A 15,421-nucleotide genomic window follows, 5' to 3' on the forward strand; every position below is an offset into this window, starting at 1 on the left:
CTCCCCAAGGCCGCCCGGTTGCGTTATCACAGCATGATGGCTCGTGCGCTGCTTTTGATGACCCTTTCGGTTCTCCTGCCCTATCCCTTTCCCGTTTCGGCACAGGCCGCCCCGCCGCTGATCGGTCTGACGATCACCGGGGTCAGTTCGGCGACGCAGGCCGAGCGGATCGGCCCCGATCAGGCCGTCACCGCGCGTCGTCACGACGGGCCGGTGACGATCGTCGTCCGCGAAACCGGCATCGGCCGGGCGCGGGTACTGCGCGTCGACGGCGTGGTGACGCAGGCCCCGGCGAGCCAGCGCCTGCTCTGCGGTGCGGCGGTGGTCGCCGGCGCGTGCCGACCGGGCGAGCCCGCGACGGGGATCGAGCTGACCTATCATCTCGCCCCCCTGCCCTCAGGCACCCGGATCACAGTGCAGGACAGTGCGATGACGGCGCCGGCGCGCACCTTCACCGCCGAGATCACCCTGCTTTAGGCACCGCCGACCACGATCTCCGCCGCGGCAGGATGGCCGAGGAAAGCAGCAGGACTCGCCGACGCGCCATAGGCACCGGCAAGGAAGACGGCGATCAGGTCCCCCGGCTGCGCCTCCGGCAGGGCGACGCGGTCGCCGAGCCGGTCGAGCGGCGTGCACAGCGGCCCGACCACCGACACCGTCTCGGCCGCGGGGCCGTCGATCGCGCTGGCGAGCGCGATCGGATAGTTGCGCCGCACCACCGTGCCGAAATTGCCGCTCGCGGCGAGCTGATGGTTGAGGCCGCCGTCGGTGACGAGGAACGTCTCGCCCTGGCTCGTCTTGCGATCGACGATCCGGGTCAGATAGACGCCCGCCTCGGCGACCAGCCAGCGGCCGAGCTCGATCGCGAACCGCGCCTCACGCAGCACCGCCGCGCGCGTCGCCAATGCCTCCGCAAGGCCTGCCCCGATCCGCTCGACATCGAGCGGCCGGTCGCCGGCGAAATAGGGCACGCCGAAGCCGCCGCCGAGATTGACCAGCGGCGGCGCGGCCCCCGCCGCCTCGGCGAGCCGGGCGGCGAGCGCGAGCGTGGCCGCCTGCGTCTCGACGATCGCGCCCGCGTCGAGCGCCTGACTTCCGGCATAGATGTGGAAGCCGCGCCAGTCGGCGCCGGCATCGATCAGCCGGCGGACCAAGGCCGCCGCCGCGGCCGCATCGACGCCGAAGGGCGACGGCCGGCCGCCCATCTTCATGCCCGATCCGCGCAGTTCGATATCGGGATTGACCCGCACCGCCAGCCGCGGCGTGATCCCGAACTGATCGGCGAGCCGCAGTGCGCGCGTCGCCTCGCCGTCCGATTCGAGATTGAGCGTCGCGCCGCTGCGCAGCGCGGCGGCCAGCTCGGCATCGCGTTTGCCCGGGCCGGCGAAGCTGATCGCGCCGCCGGGCTTGACCGCCAGCGCACGCTCCAGCTCGCCGCCCGACGCGACGTCGAGGCCGTCGACCCAGGGCGCGACCGTGTCGAGCAGCGCGGGCAAGGGATTCGCCTTGATCGCATAATGGAGGTCGACCTTCGGAAAGGCGGCACGGAAGCGGCGGATGCGCGCGGCGACGATGCCGGCGTCGTAGACGAAGACCGGCGTGTCCGCCGCCCACTGTTCCGCAGGCGCGCCGGCGATGGTCAGGACGCCGGACTGACCGACGAATTCGGGCGGCAGCGGACCGACGGGTTTCATGCCGTCACCTCGGCACGGATCGCGGCCCGGTCGAGCTTGCCGTTGGCGTTGCGCGGCAGCGCGTCGCGCCAAACATAATGGGCCGGTTGCATGAAACTCGGCAACAGGCTGCGCAGCCGCGCCCGCAACGCCGGTTCCGCCGCGGCATCGCCCGCCAGCATGACGGTGATCGCCTGCCCGAGCCGCGCATCGGCGACGCCGACCGCGACCGCCTCGCGCGCCTCGAAGCCGGCCAGCACCGCCTCCTCGATCTCGAGCGGGCTGATCCGGTTGCCGGCGCTCTTGATCATCTCGTCGTCGCGGCCGACGAAGCGGAACAGGCCGTCCTCCCCTTCGACGACGGTATCCCCCGACCAGACCGCGATGCCGCCGCTCGCCGACCATGGCGGGGCGGGACGGAAGCGTTCGGCCGTCCGCTCGGGGTCGCGCCAATAGCCCTGCGCCACCAGCGGCCCGGCGTGGACAAGTTCGCCCGACTCGCCGTGCGCGCGCGTGCCGTCGGGGCGGACCGCCATCACCTCGGCGAAGGGGATGGCGCGGCCGATCGCGTCGGGATGCGCGTCGATCAGCGCCGGGTCGAGCCAGGTCGAACGGAACGCCTCGGTCAGTCCATACATGGCGACGAGCTCGGCGGCGGGGAAGCGCGCACGCAGTCCGCGCACCAGCCGCTCGGTCAAGGCGCCGCCCGAATTGGTCAGGCGTCGCAGCCGGGCGGCGGTCGCCGCCGGCCAGTCGACGTCGAGCAACTGCACCCATAACGGCGGCACCCCGGCGAGCGTCGTCGCCTCGAACCGCTCGACCGCTTTCACCACGTCGCGCGCCGTCAGATAGTCGAGCGGGGCGACGGCGGCGCTGGCATACCAGGCGGACAGCAACTGGTTTTGGCCATAATCGAAGGCGAGCGGCAGCACCCCGAGCACCCGGTCGGACGGCGACAATCGCAGGTAATCCGCCACCGCCACCGCGCCGAGCCACAGATTGGCATGGCTGAGCATCACCCCCTTGGGCCGTCCGGTCGACCCCGAGGTGTAGAGGATCGCGGCGAGCGACTGCGGGTCTGCGGTCGAGCGACCCGGCCCACCGCCGGCGAGCGGCACCTCGCCCTCGTCGATCAGGCGGCACTCCGCCGGCACGTCCGCGGGGTCGAGCGTTTCGGCGCGCGCGCTCTGGGTGACGAGCAGGCGCGCGCCGCTGTCGGCGAGGATATGGGCGACCTGGGCGCGGCGCAGCGCCGGATTGATCGGGACGTGCACCAGCCCGGCACGCACCGCGGCGAGCGGCAGCACGCAGGCGTGCACGGTCTTGGGCAGCCAGCTCGCGATCCGCTCGCCGGGCGCACACCCTTGTGCGTCGAGCCAGCCGGCGACCGCGGCGACCGCCTCCTCGAGCGCGGCGAAGGTCCAGTCGCGGGATCGCGTCAGCAGCGCGGGCGCGTCCGCGGCGCCGCGCAGCAGGTGGTCGAGCGGAAACGGGGTCGGATCGGGCAAGGCCATCGCCCCTCTTAGCGTCACTCTGTTGCCGAATGCAGCCCCAGCCAGTACCGGCGGCTATCCGCAACCGATCAGGGCCGCCGCTTTGCTTCCCGAAGGCTATGACACCGTCGAGACCACCGTCCGCGCCGTCCTGCGCGACGTGTTGGGCCTTTCCGCCGAGCGCGTCGCCGGCTTCACCGCGACGACGCCGCTGTTCGGCGCGCTGCCCGAACTCGATTCGATGGCGGTCGCCAGCGTGCTGACCGAGATCGAGGACCGGCTCGGCATCCTGATCGAGGATGACGAGGTCGACGGCGATATGCTCGAAACCTTCGGCGCGCTGGTCGAATTTGCCGCGAGCAAGGCGCTCGTCTAGCCTCTGCGGCATGGCGCCGCGGATCGATCATTACGACTGGCCGGGCGGGCGCGAGGCGATGCTGCGCTTCGGCCCGGACGAGGGGCCGCTCGCGGTCGTCGCGCTGCCGGTGTTCGAGGAAGGCAATCGCACGCGGACCTTCGTGGTGACGCTGCTGCGGGCCTTGGCGGAAAGGGGCATCGGCAGTGTGCTGCCCGACGTGCCGGGCCAGGGGGAGAGCATGACCCCGCTGACCGGTCTTACGATTCTGAGCCTGGCGACGGCGCTGGAGGCCATCACCGATCGCTGTCTCGACGACATGCGGCGGACCTATGCGGTGGGCATTCGAAGCGGAGCGTTGCTCGACGGCTGCGCGCTCCATAGCGGACGGTGGCATCTCGCGCCGCAAACCGGCGCAGACCTGCTGCGGGATTTGCATCGGACGTGGCGAGCCGCCGGCCATTCCGGCGACCAGACGATGATGATGGCGGGTGGCGATCCGGTCGAGATCGCCGGCAACCTGTTGCCAAGCGACCTGTTGCTGTCGATGTCGGCGGCGACGCCATCCGATCAGCCCGGCATCCCCCGTCGCGTCGTCCGCCTCGCGAGCGACCCCGCCGCAGCCGACCGCCACGTCGATGCCGCCCCGCTGTGGCGCCGCAGCGAACCGGGCAACGATGCCGCGCTCGCCGCGCTGCTCGCCGAGGATATCGCCGGCTGGATCGCGGCGTGCGAAGCCTGATCACCTTTCCCTGTGCGGGCGAGACGCTGATCGGCTCGCTCGACATGGCGGCGGGCGCGACCGGATTGCTGATCGTCTCCGGCGGCAACGAAATCCGCTGCGGCGCGCATCGCGGCATGGCGCTGCTCGCCGCGGCGATGACGGCCCGCGGCCATCCCGTCTTTCGCTACGACCGGCGCGGGATCGGCGATTCGTCGGGCGACAACCATGGGTACCTGTCCGCCCGCGGCGATCTCGTCGCCGCGGCGGAAGCCTTCCGCGCCGCCGCGCCGCAGCTCGCGACGATCGTCGCTTATGGCAATTGCGACGCGGCGAGCCTGCTCGCGCTCCACGGCCGCGAGGCGGGAGTCGATCGCCTGATCCTCGCCAATCCCTGGACGATCGAGGACTTCGACGACCTTCCCCCGGTCGCCGCGATCCGCGCCACCTATCGCCAGCGCCTGACCAGCCCGCGCGCCTGGGCGCGGCTGCTCTCCGGCCGCATCGATCTCGGCAAGGCGCTCCGCGGCCTGCACAAGGCCTCGACCGCTCCGCCGCAGACACTTGCGCGGCGGATCGTCGGCGCGATCGAGAATTGGGGCGATGCCGCCACGATCATCCTCGCGAGCGGCGACGCCACCGCGCAGGCCTTCGCCGCCGCAGCGCCGCATCTTCCCGCGCATCGGATCGACACCGCCTCGCACAGCTTCGCCCGGGAGACGGATCAGCGGCAGTTGCAGGCGTTGGTCGCAGGTTTGCTGGAAGACCAATAACACACGCGAAGCCGCGAAGACGCGAAAAATTCGGTCGTCGCACAAGGGAAGCGCTTTCCTCTATAGTCTGGAAGTGCACTCGCCCGACGCTTCCACGTCATTGTATTGCACTGGACTCTTAGCGCCTTCGTGTCTTCGCGTGATCACCTTCCAGTCTAGAACGGCGACATCGAGCACCGCTGCAAGGTCATGCAGTGCCGACGCCCGTTCCGGCCACGGCCGGTCGCTATTCCGCCGCCTCGGCCATCTCCTCGAACTCGGCGGCGGCGAGAAAGCGCTCCGCATCGAGCGCGGCCATGCAGCCGGTGCCCGCCGCGGTCACCGCCTGGCGATAGATTTTGTCGGCGACGTCGCCGCAGGCGAAGACGCCCGGCACGCTGGTGCGGGTCGAGCCGGTTTCGACCGCGATATAGCCGTCGTCGTCGAGCGCGAGATGGCCGCGGAACAACTCGGTCGCGGGATGGTGGCCGATCGCGACGAACCCGCCGTCGACCGACAGGCGCGAATGCTCGCCCGTCACCGTATCCTCCAGATCGAGCGCGACGAGGCCGGCATTGCCGCCGCCGTCGACGAACTCGCGCACCTCCTTGTTCCACAGCACGGTGACGTTGGGATGCGCGTGCAGCCGCTCCTGCAGGATGCGCTCAGCGCGCAACGTGTCGCGGCGATGGATCAGCGTGACGTCGTCGCTGTGGTTGGTGAGGTAGAGCGCCTCCTCGACCGCGGTATTGCCGCCGCCGATCACCGCCACCTTCTTGCCACGGTAAAAGAAGCCGTCGCAGGTCGCGCAGGCGGACACGCCCTTGCCCTTCATCGCCTCTTCCGATTCGAGCCCGAGCCATTTCGCCTGCGCGCCGGTGGCGATCACCAGCACCTCGCCCTCGTAGACGTCGCCGCCGTCGCCGATCAGCCGGAACGGCCGCCGGGTGAGGTCGACCTCGACGATCGTGTCCCACATCAGCCGCGTGCCGACATGCTCCGCCTGCTTCTGCATCTGCTCCATCAGCCACGGGCCCTGGATGACGTCGGCGAAGCCGGGGTAATTCTCGACATCAGTGGTGGTGGTGAGCTGCCCGCCGGGCTGGATGCCCTGGACGACGATCGGCGCCATGCCAGCGCGCGCGCCGTAGATCGCCGCCGACAGACCCGCCGGGCCCGAGCCGAGGATGAGCATGCGCGTGGAATGGGTGGTCATGGGAACAGCCTGTCGGAAGGGAAGATTCGGATGCTGATCTAGGCGATCATGCGGCGTTTTTGAATGCCGTCGGCAAATCATCGCCGAACGCGGCTATAATCGGATCACCGGGGACGGTCGGCGGCGGGATCGTCGGCGCAGCGGCATCCTGTCATCATTTCCGTGCATCCAACCCTCGCCTCCACGCGTTCGCGCTCACGAAGCGTGAGGGATGAACATAGTGGCCGACGATCAGATCAGTACCGAACCCTATACCGGCCCGTCCGGCGGCTGGGGGTCGATGAAGTCGGTCGCCCGCATCAACCTGCGCGAGAAGGTCAATCCCGAGACGGTGCGCGAGCTTGCCCGGCAGAACAAGCCGGAGGGCGTGATGTGCGTGTCATGCGCCTGGGGGAAGCCCGCGCATCCGCATATCGCGGAATTCTGCGAGAACGGCGCCAAGGCGACCGCGTGGGAGCTGACCAGCTATCGCACCACGCCCGCCTTCTTCACCGAGCATAGCGTCACCGAGTTGCGCGGATGGAAGGATTTCGACCTCGAACAGGCGGGCCGCCTCACCCATCCGATGCGATATGACGCGGCGAGCGACCGCTACGTCGCGGTGAGCTGGGAGGAGGCGTTTGCCGACATCGGTGCGCATCTCAAGGGCTATGACCCGGCCAAAGTCGTCTTCTACGCCTCCGGCCGCGCCAGCCTCGAGACGAGCTATATGTGGGCGCTGATGGCACGGATGTACGGCAGCCAGAACCTGCCCGATTCGTCCAACATGTGCCACGAGACGACGTCGGTCGGGTTGAAGTCCGCGATCGGATCGCCGGTCGGCACGATCCATCTGTCGGATTACGACAGCTGCGACATGATCCTCTATTTCGGCCAGAACCCCGGCGTGAACAGCCCGCGGGCGCTTCACCCGCTGCGCGCCTGCGCCAAGCGCGGGGTCGAGATCATCGTCTTCAACCCGTTGAAGGAACGCGGGCTCGAACGGTTCACCGATCCGCAGAACCCGATCGAGATGGTCACCGGCAAGTCGACGCCGATCGCCAGCCAATATCATCAGGTCAAGACCGGCGGCGACATCGCGGCGATGCTCGGCATCTGCAAATATGTCATCGAGGCGGACGACCAGTGCCAGCGGATCGGCGCCCCCGCTATCCTCGACCACGCCTTCATCGCCGAACATACCAAGGGCTTCGAGGCCTTCGCCGAAATGGTGCGCGCCACCGACTGGGCGACGATCGAGCATGAGAGCGGGCTCAGCCGCGGCGAGCTGGAAGGCGTCGGTGCGATCTACGCCAAGTCGAAGCGCGTCATCTGCGTCTACGGCATGGGGCTGACCCAGCACGTCCACGGCATCGACAATCTGCACACCCTGGTCAATCTGATGCTGTTGCGCGGCAACGTCGGCAAGCCGGGCGCAGGCTTCGGCCCGGTGCGCGGGCACAGCAACGTCCAGGGCCAGCGCACCGTCGGCATCACCGAAAAGCCCGAACTGGCGCCGCTCGACCGGCTCAAGGCGCTCTACGGTTTCGAGCCGCCGCGCGACAAGGGCTGGGACACGGTCGAGGCGTGCGAACATATCATCGACGGCAGCGCCCAGGCGTTCATCGGCCTCGGCGGCAATCTCGCCCGCGCCGTGCCGGCGACCGCCGAGATCGAGCCGGCGTGGCAGCAGCTCGACCTCACCGTGAGCATCGCGACCAAGCTCAACCGCACGCATCTGCTGCCCGGCAAGACCTGTTACCTGCTCCCCTGCCTCGGCCGGATCGAGACCGACGAGCAGGCGACGGGGCCGCAGGCGGTGACGATGGAGGACAGTTTCAGCCGCATCTACGGTTCGCGCGGCAAGGCGACGCCGGCGGCGGACACCCTGCTGTCCGAGCCGGCGATCGTCGCGGGCATCGCCAAGGCGACACTGGCGCCCAATCCGAAGGTCGACTGGGATGCGTGGGTCGGCGATTACGCGCTGGTCCGCGACGCGATCGAGGCGACCTATCCCGACAAATTTACCCGCTTCAACGAGCGGATGTGGGTACCGGGCGGCTTCTGGAAGGGCGTCGAGGCGGCGCATCGGCAATGGCTGACCGAGAGCGGCCGCGCCGAGTTCAACGTGCCCTCGACACTCAACGCGACCGGTTTCGCCGAGGCGCCAGGGCGGTTCCGGCTGATGACGCTGCGTTCGAACGATCAGTTCAACACCACCGTCTATGGCTATCACGACCGGTTCCGCGGCATCAAAGGCACGCGCGACATCGTCTTCATGAACCGCGCCGACATGGCGACGATGGGCCTCGCCGAACATGACCTGGTCGACCTCGTCGGCGACGCGGGCAGCAACGGCGACCGGCGGGTCGGCAAGCTGCTCGTCGTCCCCTACGACATTCCGCAGGGATGCCTCGGCGCTTATTATCCCGAGTGCAACGTGCTGATGCCGGTGACGCACAAGGCCGAGCAGAGCCACGTGCCGGCGGGCAAGTCGGTGCCGGTGCGGGTGGAGCGATCCGCCTGATCCTCGCGGCGATCCTCGCCGGCGGCCAGTCGCGCCGCTTCGGGACGGACAAAGCGGCGGCGCTCTATCGGGGGCGTCCGCTGCTCGACCATATGCGCGCGCTCGGCGCGGAACAGGCGGATGCGGTGGTCGTCGTCGGGCGCGACGACGGCGTGTGCGATCGGCCGCACGCCGGCCTCGGTCCGCTCGGCGGGATCGCCGGGGCGCTCGCTTATGGCGCGGCGCATGGCTATGCCTCGGTGCTGACGCTGCCCTGCGATATGCCGCTGTTGCCCGAGCCGCTGCTGCCGGCGTTGCTGCGCCGCGCGCCCAGCTTCTGTCTCGACGCGCCGGTGATCGGCCATTGGCCGAGCGCGCTCGCGCCGTCGCTGCTCCGCCATATCGCCGAATCGCCGCGGCGCTCGGTACAGAATTGGGCGCGCAGCATCGGCGCGCTGCCGATCCCCAGCCCCGCGCCGCTGGTCAACGTCAACACACCCGACGACCTGCTCGCGCTGTGAGCGGCGCGCGGCAGGAGGCGGTGCACGTGCTGCGCCCCGACGGCAGCATCGATGCCGCGACACGGGCGATGGCGATCGAGGCGCCGGTCGCGATCGAAGTCGACGGTCTCGGCTATGCGGTGATGATGATGACGCCGCGCGATCTGGCGGCGTTCGCGACCGGCTTCATGCTGACCGAACGGCTGGCGGATACGCGCGGCGACATCCTCGACATCGACGTGTTCGAGGCGCCGGCAGGCTGGATCGTCCGCGTCGCGCTGGCGGAGCGGTGCCGCGGCCGTATCGCCGACCGGATCCGCCACCGCACCAGCGACACCAGCTGCGGCCTGTGCGGGATCGCCAGCCTCGAACAGCTCGTCCGTCCAGTCGCCCGCCGGCCGGAGGCGACGCGGGTCGCGCCCGCTGCGATATTCCATGCGCTGGGGCTGGTGCGCGATTCGCAGCACCTCAACCGCAGCACCGGCGCGGTACATGCCGCCGCAGCCTGCGGCGTCGACGGCGCGATCCTCGCGCTCTGCGAGGATGTCGGCCGCCACAATGCGCTCGACAAACTGATCGGCCTGGGAATCGATGCGGCGTTCACCCTGGTCACGTCGCGGATCAGCTTCGAGATGGTCGACAAGTCGCTGGTGGCGGGAACGCCGCTGCTCGTCGGCATCTCCGCCGCGACCAGCCTCGGCATCGATCACGCCCGCGCGCACGGGCTGACGCTGGTGGCGCTGGCGCGATCGGATGCGCTGCTGCTACTCAACGATCCCGGCGCGGTCTTCGCCTGAGGACGCGCCTCCGCCGCGCCGCCGGTCGTCAGTGCCCCCAATCCCACAGATGCGCCGACCAGTTGCGAATGCCGTCGATGACGCCGTCGAACCCGTCGATCAGCATGTGGCGATAGGTCCCGCCGAGAAAGACGCTGTCGGCGAGGATCAGGATCATCGCCACCGCCGCCCATAGCACGCCGCGATGCATCGGCTCGGGCTTGCGGACCAGTTTGACCTCGTCGCGCCGGCGTTCGGCGAGGCGGCGGTCCGGCGTGACCGGGCGGGCAGCGACGCGACGGTCCCCGCGGCGACGCTCGACAGGATGATGATAGGGCATGACCGGCCTCGCTCCGCAGCGACGACCGCCATGGCATGGCGCGTCTTTACAGGACGTTATCACAGGTTCGTTTTTCGCGGCCGGCCGACGCAACACAGCCGCCGCCCGGTCATTACCCGTGTCTGCCGCGGCGATGCCGCCCGAGGGGGACCTGATTGATGACTACCGAACGTCGCGCCGTGCATCTGCTCGGTTGGATCGCCACGCTGACCGCAGTCGCGATGTACGTCTCTTACGTGTCGCAGATCCGGCTCAATCTGGCCGGCCACAAGGGCTCGGCGATCCAGCCGCTGTGCACGATGCTCAATTGCAGCCTGTGGGTGACCTATGGCCTGGTCAAGCAGCGGCGCGACTGGCCGGTGACGCTCGCCAACGCACCCGGCGTGGTGCTGGGGCTGATCACCTTCGTGACGGCGCTGTAGGATGATGCTCACACCGGCGGGCGCTACCGGAAATGGTAGCGGAGGAGGGACTTGAACCCCCGACCCCAGGATTATGATTCCCGTGCTCTAACCAGCTGAGCTACTCCGCCCCGCCGTGTGAGGTGGCGCCTATAAGTGTGGGATACAGCAGCCGTCAAGCGAACATATGACGGGAAAGTGCTTCCCATGGCCCGCCGCGATACCACCAGGTGGCAAGGCCGGCGATCTCGACCTCGCGCGCGACGAAATCGCGGCTCAGCGCGGCGAGCAGCAGCTTGGCGATATTGGGCTGCACCTTGTTCTGGATGGTGACGTGCGGGCGCCAGCCGCCGGCATCCTGCGGCGTCAGCAGCCCCGAAAAGGCATCGGCCAGCTCACGGCGGATCGCGACCAGCTCGGGCGATTCGATGCGATAGGCGACGCCGCGCCCCAGCGAGATCAGCCCACCGACGCGCGCCACCGGCGCGGCGACGCCGCGGGTGAGGCCGGACAGGCGATGCTTGATCTCCGCCTCCGCCGAGGGCGGCAGATGGTGGAACATGGTGAGATGCGCCGACAGCTGGTTGCGTTCGGGCGGGAAATGTGCGGCACGCTGCGCGTCGAACCAGCCCTGGTCCTGCCGCCCGAACAGCGCGGTGACGATGATCGGCGCCGGTGCCGGACCGGAGGCGGGGCCGGTCAAATCTCCACCTGACTGCCGAGCTCGACGACGCGATTGGTCGGCAGGCGGAAGAATTCCATCGCGCTCTCCGCGTTACGCAGCATCCAGGCGAACAGCTTTTCGCGCCACAGCATCATCCCCGGTCGTTCGGAGGGGAGCAGCGTCTGGCGCGACAGGAAGAAGCTGGTGTCCATCATCTTGAACTCGGCACCGCAGCCATGCACGCGCTTGAGTGCCGCCGGCACGTCGACCTCCTCCATGAAGCCGTAGCGCAGGATCAGGCGGTAGAAGCCGTCACCCATCTCCTCGGTCATGGCGCGATCCGCCTCGCGCCAATAGGGCTGCTGGACGATCTTGACGGTGAGGAGGATCACCCGCTCGTGCAGCACCTTGTTGTGCTTGAGATTGTGCAGCAGCGCATGCGGCACGCCGTCCGCCGACGAGGTCATGAACACTGCGGTGCCGGGCACCCGGCTCGCCGAACTGGCGGCGGAGGTGATGAACACCTTGATCGGCATCGCCGCCTCGCGCAGCCGGTCCATCATCAGCTGCCGTCCCTTCGACCAGGTGGTGAGGAAGGTGAAGACGATGAAGCCGACCATCAGCGGGAACCAGCCGCCGTCGGGCACCTTGGTGAGATTGGCCGAGAAATAGGCGCCGTCGACGAGGAAGAACAGGCCGAGCAACGGTGCGGCGGCATAGAGCGGCCAGTTCCACAGCCGCGTCAGCGCGACGCCGAGCAGGCACGAATCGATGAACATCGCCCCCGTCACCGCGATGCCATAGGCGGAGGTAAGGTTGGACGAGGTGCGGAAGAACAGCACCAGCAGGATCACCATCACCATCAGCATCCAGTTGACGATCGGGATGTAGATCTGTCCGGCGGTCGCCGCGCTGGTATGTTCGATGCGCAGCCGCGGCATGAAGCCCAATTGGATCGCCTGCTGCGTCACCGAGAAAGCGCCCGAGATCACCGCCTGGCTGGCGATGATCGCCGCCATCGTCGCGAGGATGACCAAAGGCAGCTGGAGCGAATCGGGCGCGAGCATGTAGAAGGGACTCTCCAGCGCGGCGGTGCCCTCGCGGAACAGCAAGGCGCCCTGCCCCAGATAATTGCACATCAGCGCCGGCAGCACGAACACCAGCCACGACAGTCCGATCGGCCGCCGCCCGAAATGGCCCATGTCGGCATAGAGCGCCTCCGCCCCGGTCACCGCCAGCACCACCGAGCCGAGCGCGAGAAACGCCCGGACCGGATCGGCGAGGAAGAAATGCACCGCATGATGCGGCGAAAAGGCCCAGAGCACCGCCGGCGTCTGCACGACGCTGATCAGGCCGAGCACGGCGATGACGGTGAAATAGACGAGCATGATCGGCCCGAACACCAGCCCGATCCGCGCGGTGCCGCTCTTCTGCACCCAGAACAAGGCGATGAGGATGGCGATGACGATCGGCAGCACCAATCCGCCGAACGCCGGCGCGGCGATCGCCAGCCCCTCGACCGCGCCGAGCACGGTCACCGCCGGGGTGATCATCGAATCGCCGTAGAAGAGCGAGGTCGCGAAGACGCCGAGCAGGATGATCCCCGCCGACCAGCGTCGGCTCTTGGTCCGGCCCGAGACGAGCGCGAGCAGCGCGAGGCTGCCGCCCTCCCCCTTGTTGTCGGCGCGCATGATGATCGCGACATATTTGATCGTCACGACGATCATCATCGACCAGAACATCAGGCTGAGCACGCCCATGATGTGCAGCGGATCGAGCGCCAGCTTGTGGTGCCCGGCGAAGGTCTCGCGAAAGGCGTAGAGCGGGCTGGTGCCGATATCGCCGAAGACGATGCCGATCGCCCCGACGGCAAGCTTGAGCATGCCGTCGTGATGACCCTGAGCGTCCCCCTCGTCGCGCGCATTCGGCACGGCGGCCGGTACCGGCGTTGTCACGAGCGGTGCGACCGATCCGACGCGCAGCGAAGTCCGGCCATGTTCCCAACCTGTTCCATATGATCCCGCCTTAGCATGGGCTGAACGATGCGGGCAACGGGAAGGCTGCACCGGCCGGGGTCATGGCCGGCGGAAGACCTCGCGAATGACGAAATGCGAGGCGAGCCGCGTCACCCCCGGCAGGCGGGCGAGCGTCTCGCGGTGGATACGTTCGAACGTGTCGTCACGCCGCACCTCGACGTGGAGCATATAGTCCGCCTCGCCGCTCATCAGGAAACAGTCGCGAATCTCCGGCACGTCGGCGATCTCGCGTTCGAACGCGGCCATCGTCTCCTCGCGCTGGTCGCGCAGCGTGACGTTGACCAGCACGACGCTGGGATTGCCGCGCGCCGCCTTGCTGAGCACCGCGCGGAATCCGGCGATATAGCCGCGCTCCTTGAGCGAGCCGACCCGGCGATGCGCGGCGCTCGGCGACAGGCCGACCGCCTCGCCCAGTTCGGCGCTGGTGAGGTCCGAATTGGCGAGCAGTTGCGACAGGATCTTGCGGTCGAGGGCGTCGAGCATGGATCGTGCGATAGGCCGCCCATTGCTGCAATCCTATCCCTCCCGTGCCGCTTTCGTTGCGATTCTTTGCGACCTTCTCCCGCTCGGGCGCGGCTATGTACGGCGGCAGTAGAGGAGAATGATGATGCGCATCGGCGTGCCCAAGGAAATCAAGAACCACGAATATCGTGTCGGCCTGACCCCGCCCTCGGTCGCCGAACTGGTCGCCGCGGGTCATGAGGTCGTCGTCGAGACGCGCGCGGGCGCGGGCATCGACTTCGAGGATCAGGATTATATCGACGCGGGCGCGACCATCCTGCCCGATCCCGCCGCGGTGTTCGCCGCCGCCGACATGATCGTCAAGGTCAAGGAACCGCAGGCGAGCGAAATCGCGCTGCTCGAACCGCGCCACCTGCTGTTCACCTATCTCCATCTCGCCGCCGACAAGCCGCAGGCGGAAGGGCTCATCAATTCGGGCGCGACCTGCATTGCCTATGAGACCGTCACCGCGTCGCGCGGCGGCCTGCCGCTGCTCAAGCCGATGAGCGAGGTCGCCGGTCGCATGTCGGTGCAGGTCGGCGCGCATTATCTCGAAAAGGAACAGGGTGGCCGCGGCGTGCTGCTCGGCGGCGTACCGGGCGTCGCGCCGGCGAAGGTCGCGATCCTCGGCGGCGGCGTGTCGGGCGTCAATGCGGCGCAGATGGCGGTCGGCATGCGCGCCGACGTGACGATCTATGACATTTCCAACGACCGGCTCGCCGAACTCGACATGTTCTTCTCGAGCCAGATCAAGACCGCCTATGCGAGCAAGGCGGCGATCGCCGCGGCGGTGAAGAACGCGCATCTCGTCATCGGCGCGGTGCTGGTGCCCGGCGCGGCGGCCCCGAAGCTGGTGACGCGCGAGATGGTCAAGACGATGAAGCGCGGCGCGGTGATGGTCGACATCGCCATCGACCAGGGCGGCTGTTTCGAAACCAGCCATGCGACGACGCACGAGGACCCGGTGTTCGAGGTCGACGGCGTGACGCATTATTGCGTCGCCAACATGCCGGGCGCGGTGGCGCGGACCAGCGCCTTCGCGCTCAACAATGCGACGTTGCCCTTCGCGCTCAAACTCGCCAACCTCGGCGCGGACGCGGCGATGAAGGCCGATCCGCATCTCGCAAACGGCCTCAACGTCTCGGGCGGCAAGATCCGTCATCAGGCGGTCGCCGAGGCGCTCGACCTGCCGTTCGAGGCCTGGCAGGGCTGAGCCGGAACGAACGTGGAACATGGTGGTTGAAGCCTTCGACACTGTAGAAGGCTTCACCCATGTCCGAGACCGAAAACCCTAAGACCCACCCCACGTCCAACGCCGAAAAGGATCCGGATGACTGGACGACGGGTGACGAGACGATGACCGGCGCGCAGGCGAGCTACCTGAAGACGCTGTCCGAAGAGGCGGGCGAGACGTTCGACGAATCGCTGACCAAGGCGGAAGCGTCGAAGAAGATCGACGAGCTGCAGGGCAAGACCGGCCGCGGCAAGTGACCTCTCACGGCCCCCGT

17 protein-coding genes and 1 tRNA gene are annotated in these 15,421 nt (G+C 68.5%); 10 read left to right on the top strand and 8 right to left on the bottom strand.

Annotated elements, in window-relative coordinates; all coding sequences use genetic code 11:
* Window positions 1-57 precede the first annotated feature (57 nt).
* Window positions 58-477 (top strand): DUF4879 domain-containing protein, encoded by a 420-nt coding sequence (locus PBN85_RS09735; RefSeq protein ID WP_152542409.1) that lies wholly within the window; start codon window positions 58-60, stop codon window positions 475-477.
* On the opposite strand, the gene PBN85_RS09740 is transcribed toward PBN85_RS09735, so the two are convergent.
* Entirely contained in the window at window positions 474-1,694 is a 1,221-nt protein-coding gene (locus PBN85_RS09740; protein ID WP_271298824.1) for a pyridoxal-dependent decarboxylase, exosortase A system-associated, read from the bottom strand. The two genes, PBN85_RS09735 and PBN85_RS09740, sit on opposite strands and share 4 nt — an antisense overlap.
* Entirely contained in the window at window positions 1,691-3,187 is a 1,497-nt protein-coding gene (locus tag PBN85_RS09745) for an AMP-binding protein (RefSeq protein WP_271298825.1), read from the bottom strand. The genes PBN85_RS09740 and PBN85_RS09745 overlap by 4 nt, the downstream gene beginning before the upstream one ends.
* An 82-nt stretch (window positions 3,188-3,269) precedes the next feature.
* On the opposite strand from PBN85_RS09745, the gene PBN85_RS09750 reads away from it, so the two are divergent.
* The 3 genes from PBN85_RS09750 to PBN85_RS09760 are packed head-to-tail and all read left to right on the top strand — an operon-like array spanning window position 3,270 to window position 5,015.
* Entirely contained in the window at window positions 3,270-3,542 is a 273-nt protein-coding gene (locus PBN85_RS09750) for an acyl carrier protein (protein WP_037536336.1), read from the top strand.
* A 58-nt stretch (window positions 3,543-3,600) separates the two neighbouring features.
* On the top strand, window positions 3,601-4,263 hold the full coding sequence (locus tag PBN85_RS09755) for a hypothetical protein (RefSeq protein WP_271298826.1): 663 nt from the start codon (window positions 3,601-3,603) through the stop codon (window positions 4,261-4,263).
* A complete protein-coding gene (locus tag PBN85_RS09760; protein WP_271298827.1) occupies window positions 4,251-5,015 on the top strand; it encodes a hydrolase 1, exosortase A system-associated in 765 nt (254 codons plus the stop codon). Before PBN85_RS09755 ends, PBN85_RS09760 begins: the two co-directional genes overlap by 13 nt.
* A 226-nt stretch (window positions 5,016-5,241) precedes the next feature.
* Here the strand turns inward: PBN85_RS09760 and trxB are convergent, their stop codons facing one another.
* Window positions 5,242-6,210, bottom strand: a complete 969-nt coding sequence (gene trxB / locus PBN85_RS09765; RefSeq protein ID WP_037536329.1) for a thioredoxin-disulfide reductase — start codon at window positions 6,208-6,210, stop codon at window positions 5,242-5,244.
* A 211-nt stretch (window positions 6,211-6,421) separates the two neighbouring features.
* Here trxB and PBN85_RS09770 point away from each other — a divergent pair, with 211 nt between their 5' ends.
* Genes PBN85_RS09770 through fdhD form a run of 3 tightly spaced genes read left to right on the top strand, consistent with a single transcriptional unit; the run spans window position 6,422 to window position 9,992 of the window.
* Window positions 6,422-8,716, top strand: coding sequence for an FdhF/YdeP family oxidoreductase (locus PBN85_RS09770; protein ID WP_271298828.1), 2,295 nt, complete (start codon window positions 6,422-6,424; stop codon window positions 8,714-8,716).
* Window positions 8,623-9,216, top strand: a complete 594-nt coding sequence (gene mobA, locus PBN85_RS09775) for a molybdenum cofactor guanylyltransferase (RefSeq protein ID WP_235199826.1) — start codon at window positions 8,623-8,625, stop codon at window positions 9,214-9,216. Before PBN85_RS09770 ends, mobA begins: the two co-directional genes overlap by 94 nt.
* Complete coding sequence (fdhD, locus tag PBN85_RS09780) at window positions 9,213-9,992, top strand: formate dehydrogenase accessory sulfurtransferase FdhD (protein WP_271298829.1); 780 nt, start codon at window positions 9,213-9,215, stop codon at window positions 9,990-9,992. The genes mobA and fdhD overlap by 4 nt, the downstream gene beginning before the upstream one ends.
* 28 nt (window positions 9,993-10,020) lie before the next feature.
* Here the strand turns inward: fdhD and PBN85_RS09785 are convergent, their stop codons facing one another.
* On the bottom strand, window positions 10,021-10,311 hold the full coding sequence (locus tag PBN85_RS09785) for a hypothetical protein (RefSeq protein WP_271298830.1): 291 nt from the start codon (window positions 10,309-10,311) through the stop codon (window positions 10,021-10,023).
* Window positions 10,312-10,469: 158 nt separating this feature from the next.
* Between PBN85_RS09785 and PBN85_RS09790 the strand changes: the two genes are divergently transcribed.
* A complete protein-coding gene (locus PBN85_RS09790; RefSeq protein ID WP_037536321.1) occupies window positions 10,470-10,733 on the top strand; it encodes a SemiSWEET family transporter in 264 nt (87 codons plus the stop codon).
* A 33-nt stretch (window positions 10,734-10,766) separates the two neighbouring features.
* Here the strand turns inward: PBN85_RS09790 and PBN85_RS09795 are convergent.
* The 4 genes from PBN85_RS09795 to PBN85_RS09810 form a co-directional block, all read right to left on the bottom strand.
* Window positions 10,767-10,843 (bottom strand) — tRNA-Met (locus PBN85_RS09795).
* Window positions 10,844-10,887: 44 nt separating this feature from the next.
* Window positions 10,888-11,415, bottom strand: a complete 528-nt coding sequence (locus PBN85_RS09800; RefSeq protein WP_271298831.1) for a 2'-5' RNA ligase family protein — start codon at window positions 11,413-11,415, stop codon at window positions 10,888-10,890.
* Window positions 11,412-13,259, bottom strand: a complete 1,848-nt coding sequence (locus PBN85_RS09805) for a potassium transporter Kup (RefSeq protein WP_271298832.1) — start codon at window positions 13,257-13,259, stop codon at window positions 11,412-11,414. Before PBN85_RS09805 ends, PBN85_RS09800 begins: the two co-directional genes overlap by 4 nt.
* 192 nt (window positions 13,260-13,451) lie before the next feature.
* Window positions 13,452-13,895 (bottom strand): Lrp/AsnC family transcriptional regulator, encoded by a 444-nt coding sequence (locus PBN85_RS09810; RefSeq protein ID WP_271298833.1) that lies wholly within the window; start codon window positions 13,893-13,895, stop codon window positions 13,452-13,454.
* A gap of 124 nt (window positions 13,896-14,019) precedes the next feature.
* Between PBN85_RS09810 and ald the strand changes: the two genes are divergently transcribed.
* A complete protein-coding gene (ald, locus tag PBN85_RS09815; RefSeq protein ID WP_037536483.1) occupies window positions 14,020-15,126 on the top strand; it encodes an alanine dehydrogenase in 1,107 nt (368 codons plus the stop codon).
* Window positions 15,127-15,185: 59 nt separating this feature from the next.
* Complete coding sequence (locus PBN85_RS09820) at window positions 15,186-15,404, top strand: DUF3072 domain-containing protein (RefSeq protein WP_271298834.1); 219 nt, start codon at window positions 15,186-15,188, stop codon at window positions 15,402-15,404.
* Window positions 15,405-15,421 lie beyond the last annotated feature (17 nt).

The sequence above is a fragment of the Sphingomonas sp. CV7422 genome (assembly GCF_027945725.1).
In the GTDB taxonomy this organism is placed as follows: domain Bacteria; phylum Pseudomonadota; class Alphaproteobacteria; order Sphingomonadales; family Sphingomonadaceae; genus Sphingomonas; species Sphingomonas kyungheensis.